Genomic DNA, 25445 nt, shown 5'->3' on the forward strand with positions numbered 1-25445 from the left:
CGGACCTTTCGCAGCGTCGGTATCGGTCACCCGGCTTTTGACCGCACCTCCGCGTCCGCTTCCCGCCGGCTCAGAGGGCAGGCCTTCCGCATGACGGAGTCATGCGCCGGCGGCCGACGCTTCCGCGTCCCGCCGCGTGCGGGGAGGCGGGTTCAGAGGCGGTCGGGTTCGCTGCTTCGCGGCGCGTACTGTTGGGCCAGGCTCCTGTCGTTGTCGGCCCATCGACGATGGCGCGCGGCCGACTTGAGATGCAGTTCCGCCTCTTCGGGATGGGCGGTCGCCATTCCCTCCAGGAGCACCGCGGCGCGGTCGTGGGCCCGTGCCGAGGAGATCATCGCCTGCCGAGCGTACTCCTCGGCCTCGCGCAGGTGCTCCGGAGCTGTTCCCGGGGATTCCGGATCGTCCGGGAGCGGGATGCCCCCGCGCTCACCGGCTCGCCGCGTACGGCGTGCTCTCACCCGAAGCGCGCGGTCTTCGCTGTCCATAGCAGCCAATCCGACGCCTGAGCCCGCCGACCAACCAGCCCACCAGACACGTTCGGATATCTACCCAGCGGCCTGCCCTTTCAGCCCACCCCGGAGGTGACACCCCCAAATCATCATTTCCCCATGGACAACCGTGGTGCCGGCTGTGGGCCATTGAGGTGCGGGATTCCCGGGGGTCGATTAACGCACCAGTTCTGCTTGGGAGTCTTTGTGCTCGGCGTGACCAGAACCGTGGTTTGGGAATGCGGTTTTGGCCGTGTCGCGGGAAGGCCGTTATGGGACCGAGGAGAAGCCGTCCCGGCCCTCACCGCGGCCGATGCGGGATCATTGAGGTGTGGCGACACCCGAACCGCTGACCCTCTACGCCGCCGACGGCGTCCGCATCGACGCCGGGCACACGCGGCACGAAGGCGACGTCTGCTTCGTCCTGGCGCACGGCTTCACCTGCTCGTGGCGCCAGCCCGCGCTCCGCCGGATCGCCGCCGCCCTCGGACGGCACGGCGGCGTCATCGGGATCGACTTCCGCGGCCACGGGCGGTCCGGCGGGCATTCCACGGTCGGTGACCGCGAGGTCCTGGACGTCGACGCGGCGGTCGCCGCGGCGCGCCGCCGGGGATACGGACGGATCGTCCTGACGGGGTTCTCCATGGGCGGCGCCGTCGTCGTCCGGCACGCGGCGCTGCACGGCGGGGTCGACGCGGTGGTCTCCGTCAGCGCCCCGGCCCGCTGGTACTACCGCGGGACGGCGCCGATGCGGCGCGTCCACTGGGTGATCGAACGGCGCGCGGGCCGGATGGCCGTCCGGCTGGCGCGCGGCACCCGGATCGCCCCCAATGGGTGGGATCCGATCCCAGAGGCGCCTCACGAGGTCGCCGGGCGGATCGCGCCGGTGCCGCTGCTGGTCGTCCACGGGGCCGCGGACTCCTTCTTCCCCGTCGAGCACGGCCACCAGCTCTACCGGGCGGCGTCCGACCCGAAAGAACTGTGGATCGAACCGGGTTTCGGCCACGCCGAGGTGGCGGCCACCCCCGACTTGATCAACCGCCTGGCCCTGTGGGCGACGAGCGCCGTCTCCGCAGCGCGGGTTCCCGAGGAGCCACCGCCTAGCGGCGCGCTCCGCGACTAAAGCTTCGACCTGGGGAAATTCAAAGTTATCCACATTCTTGGGCCGGCATTCAAGCAAACCCCAGGCCCGGCATCATCGGGCCATGGACGGATTCACCCTCACCTGGAAGCGAACGGCCGCCGATTCGATCATTCCCATCGGCCCGGACGCCTATCTCCTCCCCGTCAAGGGCGCCGGTCTCGCCGCACGCGCCGCGGCTCTGAGCGGCCTCCTTCCCCGCGAGGTCGTCATCGCGCGGCGCACGGCCGCATGGTTGTGGGGCCTGGACGTATTACCCCCGGGAGTGAGCGAGATCGACTGGGACGTCGAGTTCCTCACTCCCGGAACGTCCGACTCATTTCCGGTCACCGCCGACAACGCCGAAATACCACCCGACCACGTGGTGGAGGAATCCGATGTACGCCTCACATGCCTGGCCCGCACCGCCCTGGACTGCGCCCGCTGGCTCCCCCGCTGCGAGGCGGTCGCAGCTCTCGACCAGTTCCTGCGCCGGGACGTGGACGTCGGGGAACTCGCCGCAATGGCCCGCACGCTCCCGGGATACCGAGGCAACAAACGGCTTCGCCAGATCCTCCGGCTCGGCGACCGCGGCGCGGCCTCCCCCGGCGAGAGCTGGATCCGCGTAGCCGTCGTGGACGCCGGCTTCCCCCGCCCGGAGACCCAGATCCCCGTCCAGGGCCCACGGGGCCATCCGCTCTACGTCGACCTCGGCTACCGCGACTTCCGCGTGGGCCTCGAATACGACGGTGAACGCCACCACGCCGGCCGAGTGGCCAGAGCCCACGACACACGCCGCCGAGACTGGCTAGCCAAGGAAATGGGCTGGGAAATCATCCCCGTCACCAAGAACTTCCTAACCCGCCCCACCCCCTACCTGGCCGCCCTCCTGACAGCACTACAACAACGCGGCTGGAACCCCGACAACACCACGATGGACCGCATAGCCACCCGCCTAACCCACCTAAACCGCCGCCCCCACTAACCCACGAGGACGACAACACCGAACCCCCAACACCAGCACCCCCGCACCGCTAGGGCGCCAAACGCCGTCCTCCGCCACCCCGCTCGCATGCCCCGGCCTCCCGCCAGCCGCCCAGGCCGACCCGGCCCGCCGCACGGATGGCCCGGGCGCCCCCGCGCATGCCACGCGGTACGCCGCTCGTATGCGATCGCCCCCACCACGCGCACGGACCGAGCGCCACTCACACGCGGCACCCGGCCCGCTGCACGCACGGACCGACCGTCCCGCGCGCAAGGCACCTGGCACGCCGCTCGTATGCGAGCGCCCCCACCACGCGCACGGGCCGAGCGCCACTCACACGCGGCACCCGGCCCGCCGCGCGCACGGACCAACCGTCCCGCGCGCAAGGCACCTGGCGCGCCGCTCGTATGCGATCGCCCCCACCGCGCGCACGGGCCGAGTGCCTCTCACGCGTGGCGCTCGGCCCGCCGCACGGACGGACCGAGCGCCCCCCGCGCATGCCACCCCGTACGCCGCCGTATGCGATCGAGCGCCGTCCGCACGGACGGAGCAACCCGTGCGCACGGCACCCGGCACGCCGCACGGACGGGCCGAGCGCAACGCTCGCGTGGCACCCGTACCGCGTGCGCATCGGCAGAGCGCAAACGTGTATGTCGCGCGTTGCGCCTGAGTGCGTACGCGCGCACGGCACCCGGTAGGCCGCTCGTATGCGATCGAGTCTGCCGCGTGCTTTGGCTGTGTGGAGAGACGTGCATGACGTCTGGCACGCCGCCGGTGTGGGCGCCGCAGCCGCGCGGATGGGCCGGGCGCAGACGCGTGTATGGCACCCGGCAAGCCACGCGGACGGGTCGGCGCGACATGCGTATGCCATAGAGCACGCCGCGCGCACGTCTGCCGTCTAGCGCGCCGTGCGTATGTCTGCCATCGAGCGCGCCGCGCGCAGGTCATTGAGTCTGTCGTGTGTGTGGCGGCGCGCCCGCCGTGCGCATGGGTCGAGCGTTGTGTGCGAGGACCGGATTCGTTGGCACCGGACGTCGGCGGCGATGGGTCAGGGAGAGGAGGGCTGCTCGCTGTCGAGGAGTTTGACCAGGCGTTTCGGTGCGATGAGCCGGTAGCTGTCCTCGATCAGCTCGGTCATCTCGTCCCAGTCGTGGTCGATGTCGAGTCGTGCGCCGACCCAGCCTTTGGCGCCCACGTACTTCGGGACGAAGAAGCGTTCCGGGGCCTCCGACACGAGGGCTTCCTGCACGCCGGGTCCGGCCTTGAACGTCAGGGACAGGCCGTCCTCGGAGGTCATCACGAACAACTTGTCGCGAATGCGGAAGGAGGGCGCCGTGTGCCCGCCGAAGGGTTTCTCCACCACCTCCGGCAGCGACATGCAGATCTCCCGCACCTGGACCAACGCGTCGAAGTCACTCATTTCTGCCATTCCCTCCTGAAGTCGGCCCGTTCACGGAGGAGCTACTCAACGAGAGAGGTGTGAGGCCGCAACACGCAGAACTCGTTGTCTTCGGGGTCGGCGAGCACGACCCACGACACGTCGGCGGACTGGCCGATGTCGACTCGGCGGGCGCCCAGAGCGAGGATGCGCTGCACTTCGGCGTCCTGGTCGTCCGGGTCGAGGTCGATGTGCAGCCGGTTCTTCGAGGTCTTCGTGCCGTCGTCGCGGATGAAGCACAGCCCGGGGTAGGTGTGCGGGTCCGCCCCTACGATGACCTCGTCGTCCGACCGGTAGAGGACCGGTTGCTCGAGGACGGCCGCCCAGAACTCGGCGAGGGCGGACGGTTCACGAGAATCGATGACCAGGTGGGAGAAGCGCGCTGCCATGGCCAGAGGCTAGCCGCCCCCACCGACACGCGCCGATGCGAGAGCAGGGCCGCCCACTCGTCCCGGAAGCAGGCGAAGGCGTGCATGGCGCAGGTCAGGACGCGGCCCGGAAGGATCAGCATGAGCCGGGCACTGGCAAGAGCGCTGGTGCTGGGACCGGTGCCGGCGGTCGGCGGCGTCGGCGCCACCGTGCCCGGATGGACTGCCGTGACTGCTGGCGGTGGGGTTGGACGCGGCCCTGGGAAGCATGGGGCCGCGTCCAGTCGGGGGCGTGAGTTGGGGCGCGTCCGACGCTTCGATCCTTGTGGGTGGGCGTAACGGGGGTGTTGGTTCCTTCCGCTGTGCGGAAGTACGGCTTGGCTGGCGGGCCAATGCCGGGGTGCGGCGGTCGGTTTCATGTGCCTGCGAGCGGGGCCGCGTTGCCGGTGGGTGGTCGGTGGGGTGGAGGTGCGTGCGAGCGGTCTTCGCGGGCCCGGCGGTGTGGTGCTGTGGGTTGGCTCGTTCGCGTGGTCGTCTTGGGCTGGTCAGGGGGTGGGGTGTAGGGCGCGGCGGAGGGCGTTGCTGCGGTCGGCGAGCATGCGGTTTGTGATGCTGGCGGCTGTGATCATCGTGGAGCCGTGGAAGGTGCCGGGGTAGTGGTGCACCTCCGTTGGGACGCCTGCCTGGATCAGGCGTTGGGCGTAGGTCAGGGCCTCGTCGCGTAGCGGGTCGAACTCGCAGGCCGTGATGAAGGCGGGCGGTAGACCGGACAGGTCGGCGGCTCGGGCGGGTGCCGCGTACGGGGAGACGGCTTCGGTGCCGCGGACACCCTTGCCCAGGTAGTAGTCCCAGCTCAGTTCGGCGTTGGGGCGGTGCCAGATCGGCGTGTCGGTGAAGGTGCGCATGGAAGGCGTGTCTAGGCGGTCGTCCAGTTCAGGGACGCTGAGGAGTTGGAAGCACAGCGGGGGACCGCCCCGGTCCCGGGCTAGCAGGGCGACGGCCGCGGAGAGGCCGCCGCCCGCGCTTTCGCCGCCCACCGCCAGCCGGTCAGGGGCGATGCCGAGATCGGTGGCGTGCGCCGCCGTCCAGGTAAGGGCGGCGTAGCAGTCCTCGAGGCCGGCCGGGAAGGGGTTTTCGGGAGCGAGCCGGTACTCGACGGAGACCACCACGGCGCCGACCTCTGCGGCGATGCGAGTCGCGTCGTCCTCGGACATGTCGATGCTGCCGAGGACGAATCCGCCCGGATGGAGGTAGACGAGGCCGGGAAGGACGCCCTCCCGGTTCGCCGGAGCGTAGACGCGGAGCGGGACGTCCGGGGCGCCCGGTGGTCCGGGGATGGTGACGTCGCGGGTCTCGACCGGTGCGGGAGGGACGTATTCCGGCATCCCGCCGAACATCTTCGCTTCGTCCCGGCGCGTCTGCTCGATGTCGGCGATCGACAGATCCGGGACCGTCTCGATCCACGGGAGGAGTTCCGGATCGTAGGCGTACGGCACCTCGGGGCTCCTTTCGGCGCGGTCCCACCAGTGTCGGCCGGTCCGCGCCCTTTGCCCAGCCGCCTTTCCGGAGGACTTCCTCGGTGGTCGATCCGCGGTCGCTTCGGCGCGGCGGAGGTGGGGGGCACGGGTCTGGCGGCGCTGGGGGCGGGGGTGCGTGTTCGTTCTCACCGATCTGTTATTGCCAGACTGATCATCCGTAGGCAGCCTCTGAGGTATGGGAGACGCCGACCCCACCGTCCTTGTCCGGGCTCCCGCCGACCCCCGCGGTGAGGGGAGGCGGCGATGAGCTTCTCCGAGTACCTCGCCGAACGCTGGGCCACGATCGCCCGGATGGCGGGCGAGCACGCCGAGGTCGTCCTGATCGCCGTCGGGATCGCGGCGGTGGTCGGGATCGGGCTCGGTATCGCGGTCGAGGGGCGGCCGCGGGCGCGGGGACTGGCCCTCGGCGTCACCGGCACCATGCTCACCGTTCCGTCGCTCGCGCTGTTCGGGCTGCTCATCCCGGTGTTCGGGCTGGGCCTGGCGCCCACCGTCACCGCGCTGGCGCTGTACGCGGTGTTCCCGATCCTGCGCAACACGATCACCGGCCTGGACGGCGTGCCGAGCGCCGTCGAGGAGGCGGCACGGGGGATGGGGATGGGGCCGCTGAGCCGGATGCTGCGGGTCAGGCTGCCGCTGGCCTGGCCGGTCGTGCTCACCGGCGTCCGGGTCGCCACGATCATGACCGTGGCGATCGCGGCGATCGCCGCCGCCGTGGCCGGGCCGGGGCTCGGCGAGCTGATCTTCGGCGGGCTGGCCCGCATCGGCGGCGCCAACGCGCTGAACGACACCCTCGCCGGCACGCTCGGCGTCGCCGTCCTGGCGCTCGTCCTGGACGCGCTGTTCCTCCTGCTGTCCCGGCTCACCACCCCCAGGGGGCTGCGATGACCGAACCCGCCGCGACCGAGACCGCGCAGGCCGCCCCGCCCGGACGGGAGATGATCCGGCTGGAGGGCGTCACCAAGCGGTATCCGGGGCAGGACGCCCCGGCCGTCGACGACCTCACGCTCAGCGTCCGGGACGGGGAGATCGTCGTGCTGCTGGGCCCGTCCGGCTGCGGCAAGACGACCACGCTGCGCCTGATCAACCGGTTGATCGAGCCGACCGCGGGACGCATCCTGCTCGACGGGGAGGACGTCACCCGGGCCGACCCCGACCGGCTGCGCCGCCGCATCGGCTACGTGATCCAGCAGGTGGGGCTGTTCCCGCACATGACGATCGCCGCGAACGTCGGGCTCATCCCGCGCACGCTCGGCTGGGACAAGGGGCGCGTCCGCTCCCGCGTCGACGAGCTGCTCGACATGGTCGGCCTCGACCCGGGCACCTACCGCGGCCGGTATCCGAAGGAGCTGTCCGGCGGGCAGCAGCAGCGCGTGGGGGTCGCACGCGCCCTCGCCGCCGACCCGCCCGCGATGCTGATGGACGAGCCGTTCGGCGCCCTCGACCCGATCACGCGGGAGCGCCTGCAGGACGCGTTCCTGGAGCTCCAGGCCCGGATCGGCAAGACGATCGTGCTGGTCACCCACGACCTCACCGAGGCGCTCAAGCTCGGGGACCGGATCGCGATCCTCGGACAGGGGGCGAAGCTGGTGCAGTACGACACGCCCGAGGCGATCCTCGCGGAGCCGGCCGACGGGTTCGTCAGGGAGTTCGTCGGGGCGGGCGCCGCGATGCGGCGGCTGCGGCTCGTCGAGGTCGGCTCGATCGAGCTGCGGCCCGCCGCCGAAGGCGCCGCGGGCGCGACCGTCCGCGCGGACCAGTCCCTGTACGAGGCCCTCGACGCGATGCTCCGCGCCGGGGCCGAGACCGCGACCGTCCTGGACGAGGACGGCCGCCCCGCCGGCGCCGTCTCGTGGTCGGCCATCGTCCGGCAGGCCCCGGAGCGGCGGCGATGACCGTCACGGCGGTGCCGGAGCGGACGAGGCCCGGCGACGCGGCCGGCGGACGCTCCCTCGCCGGGCTCCTCGTCACCCCCGTCTTCCTCGCCGCGGTGTCGGCGGCGCTCTACCTGTACGTGCGCGGCCTCGACCTCGACGCGATCGAGCGCCGCTCCCTCGACCGGTCCGAGACCACCCACCAGTTCCTCCGGCACATCGCGCTGGTCGCGGTGTCGACGGCACTCGTCCTGGCGATCGCGATCCCGCTCGGCGTGCTGCTGACCCGGCCGCGGCTGGACCGGCTGGCGGCGCCGTTCCTCGCGCTCGCCAACGTGGGCCAGGCCGTCCCGTCCATCGGGGTCCTCGTCCTGCTCGCCGTGACGGTGGGCATCGGCTTCCAGAAGGCGGTGATCGCGCTCATCCTCGTGTCGGCCCTGCCGGTGCTGCGCAACACGATGGTCGGCCTGCGGGGCGTCGACCGGTCGCTCGTCGAGGCGGGGCGCGGCATCGGCCTGTCCAGGGCGGCGGTCCTGTTCCGCGTCGAGCTGCCGCTCGCCGTCCCGGTGATCCTCGCCAGCGTCCGGGTCGCGGTGATCCTCAACGTGGGCAGCGCGACGCTGGCCGCGTTCACCAACGCGGGCGGGCTCGGCGACCTCATCAACACCGGCATCTCCCTCAACCGGACCCCGATCCTGCTCACCGGAAGCGTCCTGACCGCCGTGCTCGCGATGGCCGCGGACTGGCTGGTCGGCATCGTCGAGTTCGTCCTGCGCCCCCGCGGCCTCTGAACCCCTGAGGAGAGTCACCATGCGCATGCTCCCCGCCGCCGCGTCCCTCGCCGCCGTCGCCCTGACCGCCGGATGCTTCAGCTCGACCGGAACCGACGCCAAGGCCGGGAGCCTGGCCAAGGGCGCCTCGCTGAAGGGCGTCACCCTGACCGTCGGGTCCAAGGAGTTCACCGAGCAGCTCGTCCTCTGCCAGGTGACCGCGCTCGCGCTGCGCTCGGCGGGCGCGACCGTCAAGGAGAAGTGCGGGCTCCAGGGCAGCAACACGACCCGGGCCGCGCTGACGTCCGGCAGCATCGACACGTACTGGGAGTACACGGGAACCGCCTGGATCAACTACCTCAAGCAGACCGAGCCGATCGGCGACCCGGCCAGGCAGTACGCGGCCGTCGCCGAGCAGGACCTCGCGAAGAACGAGGTGAGGTGGCTGGCCGCCGCGCCCGCCAACAACACCTACGCCATCGCGGTGAAGACGACGAGCATGCGGCAGCTCGGGATAGCGGACCTGTCGGGTTACGCGCGGCTGGCGAAGAGCGACCCGTCGAAGGCGTCCACGTGTGTGGCGAGCGAGTTCGCGGGACGCAGCGACGGCTGGCCAGGCCTGCAGAAGGCCTACGGGTTCACCCTGCCTAAGTCGGCCGTGGCGACCCTGGCCGAGGGCGCCATCTACGACGCCGTCGGCAAGGGCAAGCCGTGCGCCTTCGGGGAGGTCGCCACCACCGACGGGCGCATCAAGGCGCTCGGCCTGACCCCGGTGCCGGACGACAAGAAGTTCTTCCCCGTCTACAACCCGGCCCTCACCGTCCGGGAGTCCGTCTACAAGGACGCGCCCGCCATCGGCAAGATCGTGAACCCGATCGCCGCGGCGCTCACCGACTCGGTGCTCCAGGAGCTCAACGGCGAGGTCGACATCAAGGGCGAGCAGCCGGAGGAGGTCGCCGAGAGCTGGCTGAAGTCCAAGGGGTTCATCGGCGGGTAGCCGGTGGCCGGGGCGGCGCGCGGCCGCCCCGGCCACCCGGCCAGGGCGTCACACCATGTACTGGTCGTGGCGCCGGTACAGGTCCGTCCACTCCTCGTCGCTCAGCTGCCGGCCGGTCGCGGCGATCTCCGCGAGCTCCTCGAAGTAGGCCTCGCGGGGAGCGCCCGGCGTGAAGAGAATCAGCATCGCCGCCGGCTCGCCCGACTCGTTGCGGAACGCGTGCACGCCGCCCTCGGGGACGAACAGGAAGTCGCCGGCCGAGGTGTCCTTCCAGCCCGTCCCGTCGTACAGCCGGATCGTCCCCGAAAGGATGTAGAACGACTCGGTGATGGTCCGGTGGAAGTGCGGGCTCGGGCCGGAGGGCTTCGGCCCCATCTCCCACCGGTAGAGGCCGAACGCGCCGTTCGTCGAGCCGCCCGTGCCGAGGTAGTGCACTCGCGTCCCGCGGTGGACGCCGTCGTCGTCGGCCGCGCCCATGAGCAGGTCGGGCGCGGCCCCGGCGGGACGGAACGCTCCACTGCTCTCGCCGCCGTCGCCGAAGTAGCGGGCGTCGGGATAGGTCATGGCTACACCACCAGGTTCAACAGGAGGACGAACACGAGGCCGCTCACGGAGATGAGGGTCTCCATGATCGACCATGTCCTGATGTTCTGCCCCACCGACAGCCCGAAGTACTCCTTGACCAGCCAGAACCCCGCGTCGTTGACGTGGGAGAAGAACAGCGAGCCGGCCCCGATCGCGAGGACGAGCAGCGAGGTCTCGCCGCTGTCGAGCGTGGTGACCAGCGGCGCGAGGATCCCGGCCGCGGTGACGGTGGCGACGGTCGCCGACCCGGTGGCGAGCCGGATGAGGACGGCGACCAGCCACGCCAGGAACAGCACCGACATGCCGCTGTCCTTGACCCAGTCGGCGACCAGCTCGCCGATCCCGGTGTCGACGAGCGTCTGCTTGAAGCCGCCGCCCGCGGCCACGATCAGCAGCGGGCCGGCGATGGGCGGCAGCGACCCGGCCAGCGAGGAGGCGATCGCGTCCCGGTCCATGCCCGAGCCGCGCCCGAAGGTGAACATGGCGACGACGACCGCGATGAGGAGGGCGACCAGCGGGGTGCCGAGGTTGTCCAGGACGGTGCGCACCTGGCCGCCCTCGTCCAGGGTGATGTCGGCGATGGCCTTGCCCAGCATCAGCACGACCGGGAGCAGCACGGTGAGCAGGGTGACCGGGAAGGACGGGCGCCGCCGCGGCTTGACCTTCATGACGGCTTCGTCGTCGGCGCCGCGTTCGTCCGCGGCCTCGCGCTCGTCCGCGCCGGTGACGTACAGCTCCGGCGCGGGGACGTCGACCCAGCGGGCCGCGTACCGGGCGAAGACCGGGCCGGACAGCGCGATGGTCGGCAGCGCGACGAGGATGCCGAGGCCGAGGGTGAGGCCGAGGTCGGCCTTGAGGGCGTCGATCGCGACGAGCGGCCCGGGGTGCGGCGGGACGAGCCCGTGCATCGCCGACAGGCCCGCCAGCGCCGGGATCCCGACCGCCACGATCGACATCTGGGCGCGGCGCGCGACCAGCACGATGACCGGCACCAGCAGGACCAGCCCGATCTCGAAGAACATCGGCAGCCCGATGAGCGCGCCGACGAGCGCCATCGCCCACGGCAGGAACCGGCGCCCGGTGCGCCCGATGATCGTGTCGACGATCTGGTCCGCGCCGCCGGAGTCCGCCAGCAGCTTGCCGAACATGGCGCCGAACGCGATCAGCGCGCCGACCCCGGCGGCGGTGTCGCCGAACCCCTTGACGAAGGCGTCGATGGTGTCGGCGACCGGCAGCCCCGCGACGAGGCCGACCAGCAGCGAGCCGAGCGTGAGGCTCAGGAACGGGTGCACCTTGAAGTAGGTGATCAGTACGACGATCAGCGCGATGCCGGCGAGCGCGGCCGGCACGAGCCTCCCGCTCGACGCCGCCGGCGCCGCGGCCAGCACGATCGGGTGCATGGGTCATCCTCCTGGGAGCCGGAGCGAACGATGATGGTCGCCCGAGTGTCGCGGCTATAACCTGCTGTTAACAAGGGATAGAGCCGTAAAATCGTATCTTTGTCGGCATCTGACCCTGTTTCATGTGATGATTGGCGCATGGTGGAGACCCCGCCGGCGGGCCTGCACGGCAGCGTCCTTGACCGGCTCGGCATGCTGATCACGTCCGGCGCCCTGCCCGCGGGCGAGGTGCTGCGGATCGAGCAGCTGGAGGCGCGGTTCGCGGTGTCCCGGTCGGTGGTCCGGGAGGCGATCCGCGTCCTGGAGTCGATGGGCATGGTCACGAGCCGCCGCCGGGTCGGCGTCACGGTCGCCCCGCGCTCGGCCTGGAACCTCTTCGACCCGCAGATCATCGGCTGGCGGCTCGACGGCGACGGCCGGGACGAGCAGCTGCGCTCCCTCGGCGAGCTGCGCCGCGGCCTGGAGCCGGTGGCCGCCGCGCTGGCCGCCCGCCGCGCGACGCCCGCGCAGTGCGGCGCGCTGACCGGCGCGGTCATGGAGATGGCGGTGCACGGCAGGTCCGGCGATCTGGAGGCCTACCTGGACGCCGACATCCGCTTCCACCGGACGCTCCTGGAGGCGTCCGGCAACGAGATGATGGGCGCGCTGAGCGGCGTGGTCGCCGCCGTCCTGGCGGGCCGCACCCACCACGACCTGATGCCCGCGCACCCCGAGCCGGCCGCGATCCGCTGGCATGCCGAGGTGGCGCAGGCGGTGCAGGCCGGGGACGCCGAGGCCGCCGAGCGCGCCATGCGCGACATCGTCGAGGAGGCGACCCGGGCGATGCTGGAGCCGGGCTGACCGGTCAGAACAGCGTCGGAGGCTCCGCCGGGACGGGCTCGGGCAGCGGCTCCAGCCCGGGCACGCGGGCCCGCACCTCGTCGTGGAAGCGGCGGGCGAGTGCGAGCGCGTCGGCGTTGTCGGGCGTGTGGACGAACACGGTGGGGGAGCGCCCCTCGGCCAGCCATCCGGCGACCCGGCCGACCCAGAACCGCCAGCCCTCGACGGTGCTCTCGGTGTCGTCCCGGCCGAGGTAGCGGACGATGGGACGGTCGGTGAGCGCCGCCGCCCGGCGCGGTACCCGCGGCTTCTTCGTCCAGGCGTCCCGCTCGGCGTCGCTGGTCGGACGGCTCCGGAAGAACGCGGTCGTGTCGAACGGGACCCATTCGGCGCCGGCCCGGGTCAGCACCCGTTCGAGGTCGCGCGCGGACCCCGCGTCCTCGAAGAACGCGCGGTGGCGCACCTCGACGGCGTAGGCGTGCGCCGCGGGCAGCCCGCGCAGGAACGCCGCCAGCGTCCCGAGGTCACCGGGGCCGAACGAGCCGGGGAGCTGGATCCACAGCGCGTGCGCCCGCGACCCGAGCGGCTCGATCGCGTGCAGGAACGCCCGCAGCTCCTCACCGCCCCCGGCGAGCCGCCGCTCGTGCGTGATCGTCTTCGGTAGCTTGAGCACGAACCGGAAGTCGGGACCGGTCTGCTCCGCCCACGACTCCACGGTGCCGCGCTCGGGCGTCGCGTAGAAGGTGGTGTTGCCCTCCACCGCGTTGCACCAGCTCGCATAGGCACGCAGCCGCTCGCCCGGAGGCAGCGACGGCGGGACGAACCGCCCCTGCCACCGCGCGTGGGCCCACATCGCGCACCCCACATGAAGCCGCATGCCCCGACGCTACCGGTGATCCGGCCCGCCGAGGGATCCCCGGGACCCCGGCCGCCCCGGACGTCAAGGAGCGGAGCGCCGGTCGGCGGCCGGGAGGAAGCGGCTGACCGTCATCGCGGCGGCGATGGCCCCCGCGGCCGTGGCCCAGGCGATCGGATCCAGGGGGATGCAGCCGAAGAAGCCGCTGACGCCCGGCGTCTGGACGATGACCGCCAGGAGCGCCGCCGAGCCGAGCGCGCTGAGGAGGACGGCGCGGTCGTTGTGGCCCGCCTTGAGCGTCTGGGCGAGCTGGGTGCCGATGAGGGCGACCAGGCCGATGGTGCGGGCGCGGACGGCCGGGCCGGTGAAGCGGCCCGCCAGCCAGCCGGTCAGCGCGCCGAGCGTGGTCACCGCCGCGCGGTGCGCGATGTCGTGGGTCAGGGCGGAGCCGAGCGAGGTCTCCGGGCCTTCCGACAGCAGCACCGTGCTGGTCTCCTCGGTCGGGACGCGGACGGCGACGGCCAGGGCGGGGGCCAGGTCCGTGAGCAGGTTCATCAGCAGCATCTGGCGGGCCGACAGCGGGGCGCGGCCGGTCAGCAGCGAGCCGAGCAGCGTGAAGGCGATCTCGCCGAGGTTGCCGCCGACCAGGATGGCGAGGGCCTCGCGGACCGACGCCCACATGGCGCGCCCCTCCACGAGCGCGGAGACGATGGTCTCCAGCCGGTCGTCGGCGACGATGAGGTCCGCGGACGCCTGCGCCGCGGCCGTGCCGCGCCGGCCGAGCGCGATGCCCACGTCGGCGAGGCGGATGCCGGCCGCGTCGTTGGCCCCGTCGCCCGTCATCGCGACGATGCGGCCCCGCCCGCGCAGGGCGCGCACGACGCGGACCTTGTGGACGGGAGTGCACCGGGCCACGACGTCCACGCCGATCAGGGCCTCCGACAGGGCGTCGTCGTCGAGCCGGTCGATCTCGTCCGCGGTGATGACGCGGTGCTCGACGCTGTCGCCGGCGACCTGGGCGGCGATCGCCGCGGCGGTCGCCGGGTGGTCGCCGGTGAGCATGATGATCTGGACGCCGGCGGCGCGCAGCTCGGCGACCGCGGGCGCGGCGGTGGCGCGGACGGTGTCGGCGAGTCCGAGCAGCCCGAGGAAGGTCATGCCCGTCACCTCGTCCTCGCCGACCGTCTCGGCGCCGTCCGGCATGCGGCGCTCGGCGACGGCGAGGACGCGGTGGCCGCTGGACGCGAGCCGCTCGACGCGCATGCGCATGCGCCGCCGGGTCTCGCGGTCCAGTTCGCCGTCCGGCGTGCGGGAGCAGAGCGGGAGCACGACCTCCGGGGCGCCCTTGACGAACACCGTCGGTTCCCCGCCGAACGAGCCGAGGGTCGCGTGGAACGCCCGCGACGGCTCGAACGGCATGCTGTGGATCTGCTTCCACGCCCCGCCGAAGTCGCGGTCCACGCCCGCCTTCGCGGCGCCCTCGTCCACGGCGGCGTCGGTGACGTGGCTGTGCCGCCCGTTGGCGGGCAGCGGTGTGGCGCGCAGCGCGGCGGCCAGGACGCCGCGGAGCGCCTCGTCCGGCCGGCCGGCGTCCCCCTCGTGGCGGTGGTCGGCGATGCCGGCGAGCGTGATGCGGCCCTCGGTCAGGGTGCCGGTCTTGTCGAAGCACAGCACGTCGACCCGGCCGAGCGTCTCGATGGTGCGCGGGTCGCGGACGAAGATCCCCCGGTCGGCGAGCCGCCGGATCGCGGCCACCTGCGCGGCGCTGACCAGCAGCGGGAGCCCCTCCGGGACGGACGCGACGGCCAGGTTGACACCCTCGGACAGCGCGCGGCGCAGCGGTCCGCCGCGCAGCAGGCCCGAGGTGACGACGCCGAGGGCCGCACCGAGCGCCATCGGCGTGGTCGCCTCGGTGATCTGCTTGAGGCGGGCCTCCACACCGCTGGTGGTGGGACCCGAGGCCAGCGAGGCGGCCATGGCCCGCCCGCTCTCGGTGGCGTCGCCGAGCGCGACGACCAGGGCGGTGCAGTCCCCGGCGGCGATCGAGGTGCCCTCGTAGAGCATGCAGCGGCGCTCGGCGACGTGCCGGGTCAGGGTCGGCGCGGTGTCCTTGGCCACCGGGAGGGACTCGCCGGTGAGGGACGACTCGTCGGCCTCCAGCCCGTGCGCGGTGACGATCCGGCAGTCGGCCGGGACGGCGTCCCCCGCGGCGAGCACCAGGACGTCGCCGCGGACGAGGTCCTCCGCCGGCACCCGGGTCTCCTCACCGTCCCGCAGGACGCGGACGGGCCCGCCGGACCGGGCCGAGATCCCCGCGATGATCTCGTTGGCGGCGACCCGCTGTCGCCCGCCCACCAGGCCGGACAGGCCGATGGTCGCGGCGACGAGCGCCGCATCGGCCGGCGAGCCGACCGCCGCCGCACCGGCCGCGCCCGCGGCCAGCACCGCTGTCAGGGGGTTGGCCAGTTCCTGGAGCACGGCTCGCAGCAGCGGCCGGCCTCCCTCTTCGCGCTCCGGTCCGCGCGTGCCCCGCTCGCGCGCCTGGTCGCCGGACAGGCCGCCCGGACGGCTGTCGAGCCGGTCCAGCACCGCCTCCACGGGCATGGCGTGCCAGGGCGTGGACGCCAGCGGCGGCGCCGGAACGTGCCGCATCACCTCGCGGGCCGTCCAGGCGCCGTGGACCATGCCCAGGGCCGCCGCGCCGTTGACGGCCGCCAGCGCGCGGTCCGCCGCCTTTCCGGGCGGCCCGGTGAGGGCGAGCAGCGCGGCCACCCCCGTGCCCGACCACGCGAGCGTGACGCCCCGCTCGCTGACGCGGCGCGCGGCGGCGACCGCCGCGACGACGTACGCGGCCGCGGCCGGGTCCCGCAGGACCATCAGGTGCGCGCCCCACGGCGGCGCACCGTCCGTCCGGACCGCCACGCCGATGTCGGCCGCGGCGAGAGCCTCCGGATCGCCCGAGACCAGCAGGACGCACGCCCCGTCCTGCTGCAGTCCGTGGACGGAGGCGGCGAGGTCCGCGCCGCCGGGGGCGGTGGCGTCCGGGGGGATCGGCAGCTCGACGCCGGAACCGGCCAGCACGATCGTCGCGCCGGCCTCGCGCGCGGCGGTCACCAGGGCGTTCGTCTCATCCCGCAGGGAGCGGCGCATGCGGATGAAGGCGCGCGGCCGTCCGTCCTCGGCCAGGGCCAGCACCGGCCCCGGACCGCGGAGGAGTTCCCGGCCCTCGGCCGGGAGCCTCCGGCCGGGCAGCACGCTCCCGACCGGGCCGAGGGACCATCCGTCCGCCTCCCGGACCTCGTCCGGCGCCTTGAGGTCGAACAGCGCGTGGACGCGTTCGGACACCTCGGCCTCCGACGTGTCCGCGAGCACGGCGACCTCGTCCACCACCAGGTCCCCGGCCTGGAGGGCGCCGGCGTCCAGCACCACCGTGTCGATCCGGTCAAGGCGGCGCAGCGCCCTCGGGTCCAGGGCCAGCACCCCCCGCCCGGCCAGCCGGGTCGCGAGCTCGGCCGCGAAGACCTCGCGCGCGGCGTGGGGCGCCTTCGGCACCGCGGAGACCCCGACGTCCAGCGCGCGGCGCCCGCTTCCGGTCAGGAGCCCGCCGAGCGCGATCCCGCCGAGGCCGACGGCGAGCATCCGGCGCGCGTGCCGCTCCGGCGGCCCGTCGGGCAGCTCGCGTGCGGGCCCGCCGGGGGCGGCGGTGGAGGCGGCCCGCTCGGGGGCGCCGGTCAGCTCCGCCTCGGCGAGCCGCCACAGCCGGCCGGTGGCGGCGGCCTCGCGGCACTGCCACAGCCGCTGCGCCGCGTCGACGGCGAGGCCCGCCCCGCTGGACGTCAGCGCCTGCACGGCGGCCTGGGTCAGCGGCAGCCAGCGCTCGATCGGCGCACCCGGCACGGCCCGCTCCAGGATTCCGCGCAGGAGGGGCACCGTGTCCGCGAACGCCACCAGCCCCGAGAGCTCGGACGGCAGCAGAGCCCGCCCGAGCACCCGCTGCGCCCCCGTGATCGTGAGCCCCACCAGGTCGGCGCCGAGGGCCAGCGCCGCGGGCGGCGCCGCGGATCCGCCCAGAACGGGCACCTCGCCCTCCAACGCCTCGTCCAGCGCCTCGACGACCTCCAGGACGGTCTCCGGTGAGACCTCGTCGGACACGTGGACGATCAACCGTCCCAGGGCCGCGTTGACGCGCGCCCAGTGCACGGAGGGAAGCCCTTCGACGGCGTGCTCCAGGGCTTTCGCCTCGGACCGCCTTTCCGCCCTGTGCAGGTGCCGCAGCTCGATGTGCAGCCGCTCGGGGTACCGGTGGACGGTCCGCGCCGGCCGGAGGGCCCGCCCCACCATGCCCTCGACTCCGCCGAGGACGCGTCCCGCCTGCCGGATCGGGACGGACGCCGCCCGGACTCCGAGAGCCCCCGTCCGGACCCCCAGAGCCCCCGCGTGGTCCGCCGCGGCGACGACGGTCTCTCCACCGGGGAGGGCGGCGGCCGCCGCCAGTCCGCGGCGCAGGAGGTCAAGGGCCATGACGCAGCCCTAACCCCTCAAACGGGGCCTAAGCGCGTATCAAAACCTGTTTGCGGAAGTTCACCGCTCACGTGACCTGGTCGGGAGGGAGCGCGGCGGCCAGGCGGGCGCGCAGGGCGGTCATCCGGTCGGGGGCGGCGGCGAAGGTCGTGGGCGGCCCCTCCTCCGCCAGGATCTGGAGAAGGATCGCCAGCTGGCGCGGCTCCTCCTCGGCCAGGAGCTCGTCGGCGCGCGCCACGGTGAAGGCGGGCCGGTCGAGGTCGCGCAGGCAGTCCAGGAAAGCGTCCCAGTTGCGGCCGAAGTAGGCGGGGAAGCCGAGGGCCCGCGCCGCCTCCCGGAAGAAGGCGGCGCGGGTCCGGCAGTCGTGCCCGTCGACGGTGGCCCGCACCGGGTCACTGGTGAGCGTCAACCAGGGCGGCGGCGAGGTCATCGGACGGGTCCCGTTCTAGGAGATCTTGTAGAAGTTCGAGTAGTGGTCCGGGGAGAAGTAGACGGCGCCGGTGCTGCCGTGGACGATCCGGTAGGCGTCGCGCGAAGCGCCCTTGTTCCGCGAGTACACGTCGTACTCGTGGTAGGTGGCGCTGGAGGGGAGCTGGCCGTCGTAGTTGTGGTAGACGCCGCCGGTGTAGTTGTACAGGCCGTCCGGCCAGGAATACCAGCCCGAGGTGGCCGGCCACCCCTTCCCGGCCCACACCGAGGCGGCGTAGCGGCCGTCGGAGCAGCGTGAGATCGTGCAGGATCCGTAGACCGTCGCGCTTGCCGGGACGTTGGCGGTGACGCCCGTCGCGCACGTCGCGGCCACCAGGGTGGCGGCGGCTCGTTTCGTCCAGGACGGCCGGGAGCGCTGCTTGAGCACAGGTACCTCCTACGAACGAGTGAGTCCCCGGAGGGGACGGTTCCCTCGGGCCCGGCGCTCCCGGGACCGGGGGCGAACGCCGCCATGATGACCTTGCTCATGGGCGTAGTCGATACAAAGCCGCCAAGTTTCTATGAATAGCTCGTGATCCCTCGAATTCGGATTCAAGGAATGAAGTGGACGAAACCGATCGTCCGCCGCCGGATCAGCGCAGCTCCTGGATGCGGACCAGGTTGCCCGCCGGGTCGCGGAAGGCGCAGTCGCGGACCCCGTACGGCTGCTCGGTCGGCTCCTGGACGACCTCGGCCCCCGCGGCCTGGACCCGCCCGAAGGCGTCGTCGAGGTCGGGGGTGGCGAACAGGATCCAGCCGTAGGTGCCCTTGGCCATCATCTCGGCGATGACGCGGCGCTCGTCGTCGGTGACGCCGGGGTCGGTGGCCGGCGGCGCCAGCAGGATCGAGGTGTCCGGCTGCTTGGGCGGGCCGACCGTGATCCAGCGCATCCTGCCGCCGCCGACGTCGCTGCGGACCTCGAAGCCGAGCGCGTCGCGGTAGAAGGCCACCGAGGCCTCCGGGTCGTCATGGGGGAGGAAGGTCGTGTGAATGGTGATGTCCATGCCGATCACGCTAGCCGCGGCTTCCTCAGCCGCGCTTCCCGACTCCGCACGGGTCTCGCCATGGGCCGCCCGGGCTTCGCCATGCGGCGGCCAGGACGGACGCCGCGGCCGGACGGCGCCCGCCGGGTGCTAAGTGCCGGCGAGCAGGCCCTGCCGGAGCCGCTTCAGGGTCTGGGCGAGGAGCCGGGAGACGTGCATCTGCGACAGCCCCAGTTGCGCGGCGATCTGGGACTGGGTCTTGTTGCCGAAGAACCGCAGCAGCACGATGGTGCGCTCGCGCTCGGGGAGCTCGTCCAGCAGCGGCCGGAGCGCCTGGGCGTCGACGATGCCCTCCAGGTCGGGGTCGTCGGCGCCCAGGCTGTCGCCCAGCGTGCCGGGGTCGCCCTCCTCGGAGCCGCCGGCCGGGGCGTCCAGGGACAGCGGGCGATAGGCCTCGCTGGCCACCAGCGCGTCGAGCGTCTCCTCCAGGCCGACGCCGAGCCGGTCGGCGAGTTCCGCGGCGGTGGGGGAGCGGCCGTGCGCCGCGGTGAAGTCGGTCATCGCCCGGTGCAGCATCGGGCGCAGCTCCTGTATGCGGCGCGAGACCTTGACCCCCCAGGTCCGGTCGCGGAAGTGCCGGCGGACCTCCCCGGTGACCACCGGGTAGGCGTAGGCGAGGAAGCGGATGCCCCGGGCGGGGTCGAACCGGTTGATGGCGGAGACCAGGCCCACGAAGGCGGCCTGCTCCAGATCCTCCACCGGTTCGCCGCGGCCGGCGTAGCGGCGTGCGACGCTGCGCACGAGGGCGGTGTTGAGCGTGACGATCTCGGCGCGGAGCCGCTCGCGGACGGGATCGTCCGGGGCGAGGCGGTGCAGCCGCTCCAGGAGCTGATGGGTGCGCCGGTCGATCGATTCGCGTCGGTCCGCTGCCAATGATCGCCTCTTCCCGCGGCGCGCGGCGCACGACCTGTGGAGACGTCCTCGGGCGGAGGGAGGCGCCCGCGCGACCACCGTGATCTTTGCATTGGGCAATAATCCGCCGCTCGGTTCCGTACCCGGTATCGGCGTGCTCACACGGCACGGCGGTCCCAGAAGCGGAGAGGCTCTCCGCCATGCGGCGACGAAGGGTCGGCCGGGGGACTCTCCTGCGGGTTCTAGGGCGCGTGCCGATCGAGGAAGGCGCCGATCGCGCCGGCCACGGCCTCGGGGGCCTCCTCGGCCATGTGGTGGCCGGAGTCGACGGGGCGGCCGGTGACGTCGCCGGCCCAGTCCCGCCAGATCCGCACCGGATCGCCGTAGAGGTCCTCCAGGTCGTCGCGGGCGGACCACAGCACCAGCGTCGGGCACTGGACGCGGCGGCCGGCGCGGCGGTCGTCCTCGTCGTGCCGGCGGTCGATGCCCAGGCCGGCGCGGTAGTCCTCCAACATGCCGTGCACGGTCGCCGGGTCGTGGATCGCTTCGCGGAAGTCGGCCCACGCCTCGGGGGCCATGTGCTCGTCCGTGGTGGTGTACCAGGCGCCGGGGTCGGCGCTGATGATCCGTTCCGCGGGCTTGTCCGTCTGCCCGAAGAACCACCAGTGCCACCACTCCGCCGCGAAGCGGGCGTCGCAGCGCTCCAGGTGCTCGACCACCGGCAGCCCGTCCATGGCGATCAGCGCGGTGGCCGCCGCCGAGTGGTCCATCGCCGTCCGGAACGCGACCAGCGCACCGCGGTCGTGCCCCGCGACCGCGAACTCGTCGTGGTCGAGCGCCCGCATCAGGGCGACCATGTCCCCGGCCATCGCGCGCTTGGAGTAAGGGGTGTGGCCGGCGTCGGTCGGGGGTTTGGACGACTTCCCGTAGCCGCGCAGATCCGGGCACACCACGCTGTACCGCTCTGCGAGGAGGGGAGCGACCTTGTGCCAGGTGGCATGCGTCCGGGGATGACCGTGCAGCAGCAGCACAGGCTTCCCCGCTCCGCCGTGCCGCACTCGCAGCGTGACCTCACCGACGTCGACATGGTCCAGTGTGAAGCCGTCGAAGAACATCACTGCGCACTACCCGCGCCGCCTTCTGCCAACCCGGCCTCCGGGGCGGGCCAGGCGGTACGGGGCGCGGGTCAGTGGCGGGTCGGGAGGCGGACGACGGTGACGAAGAAGTCGTCGATCTGGCGGATGGCCTTGATGAACTGGTCGAAGTCCACGGGCTTGGTGACGTAGGCGTTGGCGTGCAGCTTGTAGCTGCGCAGGATGTCCTCCTCGGCCGACGACGTGGTCAGCACCACCACCGGGATGGAGGCGAGCTCCGGGTCGGTCTTGATCTCTTCGAGGACCTCGCGCCCGTCGCGCTTGGGCAGGTTGAGGTCGAGGAGGACCAGGTCGGGGCGGGGCGCGTCCGGGTGGTCCCCGCGCCTGTAGAGGTAGTCCAGGGCCTCCGCGCCGTCGCGGACGACGTGCAGGGTGTTGCCGACCTTGTTGTGCTCGAAGGCCTCGCGGGTCATGAGTTCGTCACCGGGGTCGTCTTCGACCAGCAGGACGGTGATGGGCTGGACGGCGGTGCTGGTCACGAACTGGCTCCTTGGAGGTCGGTGGTCGAGGACGGAACGCCGGCGTCCGGCGCGGCGGTGTCGGACGTGGCGGTGTCGGACGTGGCGGTGTCGGAGGCGGCGGTGTCGGAGGCGGCGGTGTCGGAGGCGGCGGCGCCGGACGCCGCGTCGGCGGGCCGGTCGGACTGCTCGGGCTCATCGGGCCGTTCCTCGACCGGGAGGGTGAAGTGGAAGCGGGAGCCCTCCGCGCGGTCGGGATCGAGCCAGATCCGGCCGCCGTGATACTCGACGATCTTCTTGCACAGCGCCAGGCCGATGCCCGTGCCGGCGTAGGCCTCGCGGCTGTGCAGCCGCTGGAAGATGACGAAGATCTTGTCGGCGTACTCGCCGGGGATGCCGATCCCGTTGTCGGTGACGGTCAGGTGCCAGAACCCGTCCTCCCGCTCGCACGTGACGCGGACGACCGCGTCGCGGTCGGGGGAGCGGAACTTGACCGCGTTGCCGAGCAGGTTCTGCCACAGCATGACCATGAGCGTCGGGTCGGCGGTGACCTGCGGAAGGTCATCCGGCCTCTCGATCCGGGCGCCGGCCTCGGCGACGACGTCGTCGAGGTTGGCCAGCGCCTGGTCGAGCGGCTCGTCCAGCGCGAGCGTCCGCTGGTGCTGGTGCAGCCGGCCGACCCGGGAGAAGGTCAGCAGATCGTTGATCAGGACCTGCATCCGCTTGGCGCCGTCCACCGCGAAGGCGATGTACTGGTGGCCCCGCTCGTCGAGCTGGTCGGCGCAGCGGCGCTCCAGCAGCTGGCAGAAGGAGGCAACCTTGCGCAGGGGTTCCTGGAGGTCGTGGCTGGCGACGTAGGCGAACTGCTCCAGCTCGGCGTTGGAGCGGCGCAGCTCGACGGTCTGCGCGTCCAGTTCCGCGGTCTGCCGCTGGAGCAGGCGCTCGCGCTCGGTGGACTGGTCCAGCGCCATCGTGATCCGGCCGCGCATCGCCTCCACCGCGTGGGCCACCTCGCGCACGTCGGCGGGGCCGTGCGCGCCGATGACGTGGGTGAAGTCGCCGTCGGCGACCCGCCGCGAGGCGGTGCTGAGCATGCGCAGCGGCCGGTCCACGGCGTAGTGCAGCAGGGCCGCCAGCAGCGCCGCGGTCGCCAGCAGCGCGATGAACAGGGACGTCAGCGTCCAGTCCCGCACCGCGCGGGTGTGCCGGAGGTCGGTGCGGCTCTCGGCGCGGACCTGGGCCAGGTGGCGGTTCTGGACCGTCCAGGTGGCGCGGACCGTGTCGAAGGAGGACTTGCCGCGCGCCGCGGTGGCGGCCGCCTCCACGCCGGGCCCCCGCTCGTCGACCTGGGCGACCACGACGGCGCCGTAGTCGCGGCGCCACACGCCGATCGCCCGCTGGAGCGCGTCGATGTCGGCGCGGAGCTCGGGCTCGTCGGCCAGCAGCCGCCGCAGCCGGGCGAGGGACTCCTGCTCGGTGGCCACCCCGTCGGTGTAGGGCCGCAGGAACTGCCGGTCGCCCACCAGGGCGTAGCCCCGCACGCCGGTCTCCTGGTTCAGCATGGCCATCTGCAGCCGGCTCGCCTCCACCTGCGCCGGTGCGATCCTGTCGACCAGCCGGTCGGAGGCCCGCGCGGTCTCCTCCAGCAGGTTGTGGACCACCACGGCGCCGGTGACGGTGAGCCCGACGATCAGCAGCGCGGCCAGCATGAACCATGCCCGGACGGTCGGTCCGCGCCGCGGCGGGGGGCCTTTCGCCGGCGCCGGCGCGGCGGAACCGGCGGGTTCGCCCGGCTCGGCGTCCTGCACCGTCAGGGGCGGTGTGCTCATGTGGGAGTCCATCCAAGGTGTATGACGGCGACGTCGTCGTCCAGGCCCCCGTGCTGGAGCGAGGCCGCCTCGACGTCGGTGATCAGTGTGTCGACGAAGTCGTCGGGGGAGCGTTCGCGGTGGCCCTGGGCGAGCCGGAGCAGGCCGGTCAGGTCCAGCCGCCGGCCGCCGGCGTCGATCTGGCCTTCGAACAGCCCGTCGGTGAACAGGACGAGGGAGGAGCCGGGCGGCAGCGCGACCTCGTGCTCGCGCCAGGTGCCGAGTCCGGGCACCATGCCCACGCCCAGCCCGCCCGGCGGCTCGACCAGCCGGACCTCGCCGCGCCCGTGCAGCAGGAACCCGGGGTGCCCGGCGCGCACGACCTGTGCCACCGGGCGGTCGGGGAACAGGGTCGCCGTGGTGAGGGTGACGAACATCTCCGAGCCGCCGTCCTCCCCGGCGAGCAGCTCTTCGAGCAGCTCGACCACCCGGGCCCCGCGGGTCCCGGCCAGCACGAACGACCGCCACGCCACCCGCAGGCTGACGCCCAGGGCGGCGGAGGCGGGACCGTGTCCGGCCACGTCCCCGATCACGGCGTGCACCAGGCCGTCGCCGGTCTCCACCACGTCGTAGAAGTCGCCGCCCAGCAGGGAGTGCGCCCGTCCGGGCCGGTAGCGCGCGACGACCCGGAGCCCCGGGTTGGACACCCTCGGGCGCGGCAGCAGCCCGCGCTCCAGCCGGGCGTTCTCCTGGGCCCGCATCTGCTCCACCTGCAGCGCCGCGACCGCCTGCTGGACCTGGCGCCGCTGCACCGCGTAGCGGATCGCCCGCCCGAGCCGATCCGACTCGAGCTGGTCCTTGGACAGGTAGTCCTGCGCGCCGGCGGCCAGGGCGGCGGTCCCCGCCTGCGACTCCGCGAGCCCGGTCAGCACCACCACCGCGGCGCCGGGCGCCCACTCCAGCACCTGCCGGAGCACCGCCAGGCCCTGCGACTCGCCCAGGTTCAGGTCGAGCAGCACGCAGTCGGGCTCGGGTTTCGCGGACAGCGGGCCCCGCGCCTCGGGAAGGGAGCGCACCCACTGCAGGGACGCCCGCAGCCCGGTGTCGGCCAGCGTGTCCTCCACCAGGATCGCGTCGGCGGAGTCGTCCTCGACCAGCAGCACCCGCAGCGGCCCCAGCTCCGGCCCGCCGTCGGCGGCGCCGTCCACCGGGACCGGTATGCGCGGCCCGGGCAGCGCGGGAGAGGTCGCCTCAAGACCGGTCGCCTCCAGACCGTGCGACATCAGTCCGTCCACCACCTCTTCCCCCCTCCGCCCCGCCGGTGCCGCGCCGATAGTAGTTGCCTTATGGCAAATATGCATCCGCGGCACACCGCGCTCCGACCCGTCCGCCGCCCGCACGGCCTGCGCGACCGCGACCGTAATGTACCGGTGGTCCTCCGTCCGCCCGGCCGGGCCGTGCCCGCCGGGGTCCACGCCGGACGGCCGCCGTCGCCGCGCGGACCGGCCGGCCGCCGGACTCAGGTCCTCCGCAGGTCGGCACCCGGCGGCCGCGCGCCCGCCAGCGCGTCGTCGAGGGTCGGATGGATGGTCAGGCGCTCGTCGACGTGGGTGATCTGCAGGACGCGCCGGACCGAGTCCTGCAGCGGTCCGGCCAGCACGGCGCTGCCGCCGCGTCCCTCGGCCGCCAGGTAGAACCGCATCAGCAGGCTGAGGCCCACCGAGTCCAGGTAGCGCAGGCCGCTCAGGTCGAGGACCAGGTGCTCGCCGTGCTCGCCGCGCAGCCGGCGCATCTGCTGCTCGGCCTGCTGCGCGGTGTCCAGGGCCAGGTCACCGGTCATCGTGATCAAAGTCCGGCCGTCCCGCGCGTGGCCGGTCACCTCGGCCATGGCGTTGCCTCCACG

Annotated in this window: 24 protein-coding genes; 7 read left to right on the forward strand and 17 right to left on the reverse strand. The window is 73.1% G+C overall.

Features of this window, described 5'->3' with window-relative positions; translation table 11 throughout:
- Positions 1-152 precede the first annotated feature (152 nt).
- Positions 153-485 (reverse strand): hypothetical protein, encoded by a 333-nt coding sequence (locus ABWI07_RS14190; RefSeq protein ID WP_353818794.1) that lies wholly within the window; start codon positions 483-485, stop codon positions 153-155.
- A 334-nt stretch (positions 486-819) separates the two neighbouring features.
- Here ABWI07_RS14190 and ABWI07_RS14195 point away from each other — a divergent pair, with 334 nt between their 5' ends.
- Positions 820-1611, forward strand: a complete 792-nt coding sequence (locus tag ABWI07_RS14195) for an alpha/beta hydrolase (protein ID WP_353818795.1) — start codon at positions 820-822, stop codon at positions 1609-1611.
- An 82-nt stretch (positions 1612-1693) separates the two neighbouring features.
- Positions 1694-2593 carry a type IV toxin-antitoxin system AbiEi family antitoxin gene (locus ABWI07_RS14200; protein ID WP_353818796.1) on the forward strand — a complete coding sequence of 300 codons (900 nt, stop codon included), beginning with the start codon at positions 1694-1696 and terminating at the stop codon, positions 2591-2593.
- Between the two features lie 1048 nt (positions 2594-3641).
- Here ABWI07_RS14200 and ABWI07_RS14205 read toward each other — a convergent pair.
- The 3 genes from ABWI07_RS14205 to ABWI07_RS14215 form a co-directional block, all read right to left on the reverse strand.
- A complete protein-coding gene (locus ABWI07_RS14205; RefSeq protein WP_353818797.1) occupies positions 3642-4013 on the reverse strand; it encodes an MmcQ/YjbR family DNA-binding protein in 372 nt (123 codons plus the stop codon).
- Between the two features lie 41 nt (positions 4014-4054).
- Positions 4055-4420 (reverse strand): VOC family protein, encoded by a 366-nt coding sequence (locus ABWI07_RS14210; protein ID WP_353818798.1) that lies wholly within the window; start codon positions 4418-4420, stop codon positions 4055-4057.
- Between the two features lie 524 nt (positions 4421-4944).
- The gene (locus tag ABWI07_RS14215) at positions 4945-5895 is read right to left on the reverse strand and encodes an alpha/beta hydrolase (protein ID WP_353818799.1); all 951 of its coding nucleotides are present in this window, start codon (positions 5893-5895) and stop codon (positions 4945-4947) included.
- A gap of 285 nt (positions 5896-6180) precedes the next feature.
- Between ABWI07_RS14215 and ABWI07_RS14220 the strand changes: the two genes are divergently transcribed.
- The 4 genes from ABWI07_RS14220 to ABWI07_RS14235 are packed head-to-tail and all read left to right on the forward strand — an operon-like array spanning position 6181 to position 9578.
- Positions 6181-6825 carry an ABC transporter permease gene (locus ABWI07_RS14220; protein WP_353818800.1) on the forward strand — a complete coding sequence of 215 codons (645 nt, stop codon included), beginning with the start codon at positions 6181-6183 and terminating at the stop codon, positions 6823-6825.
- On the forward strand, positions 6822-7832 hold the full coding sequence (locus ABWI07_RS14225; RefSeq protein ID WP_353818801.1) for an ABC transporter ATP-binding protein: 1011 nt from the start codon (positions 6822-6824) through the stop codon (positions 7830-7832). Before ABWI07_RS14220 ends, ABWI07_RS14225 begins: the two co-directional genes overlap by 4 nt.
- A complete protein-coding gene (locus ABWI07_RS14230) occupies positions 7829-8602 on the forward strand; it encodes an ABC transporter permease (RefSeq protein WP_353818802.1) in 774 nt (257 codons plus the stop codon). Before ABWI07_RS14225 ends, ABWI07_RS14230 begins: the two co-directional genes overlap by 4 nt.
- A gap of 19 nt (positions 8603-8621) precedes the next feature.
- Positions 8622-9578 (forward strand): glycine betaine ABC transporter substrate-binding protein, encoded by a 957-nt coding sequence (locus tag ABWI07_RS14235; protein ID WP_353818803.1) that lies wholly within the window; start codon positions 8622-8624, stop codon positions 9576-9578.
- Positions 9579-9626: 48 nt separating this feature from the next.
- On the opposite strand, the gene ABWI07_RS14240 is transcribed toward ABWI07_RS14235, so the two are convergent.
- Together ABWI07_RS14240 and ABWI07_RS14245 are read right to left on the reverse strand one after the other, a co-directional pair.
- Positions 9627-10142, reverse strand: coding sequence for a cupin domain-containing protein (locus ABWI07_RS14240; RefSeq protein ID WP_353818804.1), 516 nt, complete (start codon positions 10140-10142; stop codon positions 9627-9629).
- Positions 10143-10144: 2 nt separating this feature from the next.
- Positions 10145-11563, reverse strand: coding sequence for a GntP family permease (locus ABWI07_RS14245; protein ID WP_353818805.1), 1419 nt, complete (start codon positions 11561-11563; stop codon positions 10145-10147).
- A gap of 138 nt (positions 11564-11701) precedes the next feature.
- Here ABWI07_RS14245 and ABWI07_RS14250 point away from each other — a divergent pair, with 138 nt between their 5' ends.
- Positions 11702-12403, forward strand: coding sequence for a FadR/GntR family transcriptional regulator (locus ABWI07_RS14250; RefSeq protein ID WP_149257088.1), 702 nt, complete (start codon positions 11702-11704; stop codon positions 12401-12403).
- Positions 12404-12407: 4 nt separating this feature from the next.
- Here ABWI07_RS14250 and ABWI07_RS14255 read toward each other — a convergent pair whose 3' ends face one another.
- From ABWI07_RS14255 to ABWI07_RS14305, 11 genes are all read right to left on the reverse strand, one after another.
- A complete protein-coding gene (locus ABWI07_RS14255; RefSeq protein ID WP_353818806.1) occupies positions 12408-13259 on the reverse strand; it encodes a DUF72 domain-containing protein in 852 nt (283 codons plus the stop codon).
- 63 nt (positions 13260-13322) lie between these two features.
- Complete coding sequence (locus tag ABWI07_RS14260; protein WP_353818807.1) at positions 13323-17759, reverse strand: cation-translocating P-type ATPase; 4437 nt, start codon at positions 17757-17759, stop codon at positions 13323-13325.
- Between the two features lie 67 nt (positions 17760-17826).
- A complete protein-coding gene (locus ABWI07_RS14265; protein WP_353818808.1) occupies positions 17827-18189 on the reverse strand; it encodes a barstar family protein in 363 nt (120 codons plus the stop codon).
- A 15-nt stretch (positions 18190-18204) separates the two neighbouring features.
- Positions 18205-18615, reverse strand: coding sequence for a ribonuclease domain-containing protein (locus ABWI07_RS14270; RefSeq protein WP_149257084.1), 411 nt, complete (start codon positions 18613-18615; stop codon positions 18205-18207).
- A gap of 205 nt (positions 18616-18820) precedes the next feature.
- Positions 18821-19231 carry a VOC family protein gene (locus ABWI07_RS14275; RefSeq protein ID WP_149257083.1) on the reverse strand — a complete coding sequence of 137 codons (411 nt, stop codon included), beginning with the start codon at positions 19229-19231 and terminating at the stop codon, positions 18821-18823.
- A gap of 129 nt (positions 19232-19360) precedes the next feature.
- A complete protein-coding gene (locus ABWI07_RS14280) occupies positions 19361-20143 on the reverse strand; it encodes an RNA polymerase sigma factor SigF (RefSeq protein WP_353818809.1) in 783 nt (260 codons plus the stop codon).
- Between the two features lie 221 nt (positions 20144-20364).
- A complete protein-coding gene (locus ABWI07_RS14285; protein WP_353818810.1) occupies positions 20365-21237 on the reverse strand; it encodes an alpha/beta fold hydrolase in 873 nt (290 codons plus the stop codon).
- Positions 21238-21308: 71 nt separating this feature from the next.
- Entirely contained in the window at positions 21309-21755 is a 447-nt protein-coding gene (locus ABWI07_RS14290; protein WP_149257080.1) for a response regulator, read from the reverse strand.
- The gene (locus tag ABWI07_RS14295) at positions 21752-23563 is read right to left on the reverse strand and encodes a sensor histidine kinase (protein WP_353818811.1); all 1812 of its coding nucleotides are present in this window, start codon (positions 23561-23563) and stop codon (positions 21752-21754) included. The genes ABWI07_RS14290 and ABWI07_RS14295 overlap by 4 nt, the downstream gene beginning before the upstream one ends.
- Complete coding sequence (locus ABWI07_RS14300) at positions 23560-24837, reverse strand: PP2C family protein-serine/threonine phosphatase (protein ID WP_353818812.1); 1278 nt, start codon at positions 24835-24837, stop codon at positions 23560-23562. Before ABWI07_RS14300 ends, ABWI07_RS14295 begins: the two co-directional genes overlap by 4 nt.
- 224 nt (positions 24838-25061) lie before the next feature.
- A complete protein-coding gene (locus ABWI07_RS14305; RefSeq protein WP_353818813.1) occupies positions 25062-25430 on the reverse strand; it encodes an STAS domain-containing protein in 369 nt (122 codons plus the stop codon).
- Positions 25431-25445 lie beyond the last annotated feature (15 nt).

The organism is Actinomadura sp. NPDC000600 (genome assembly GCF_040492135.1).
Lineage (GTDB): Bacteria > Actinomycetota > Actinomycetes > Streptosporangiales > Streptosporangiaceae > Spirillospora.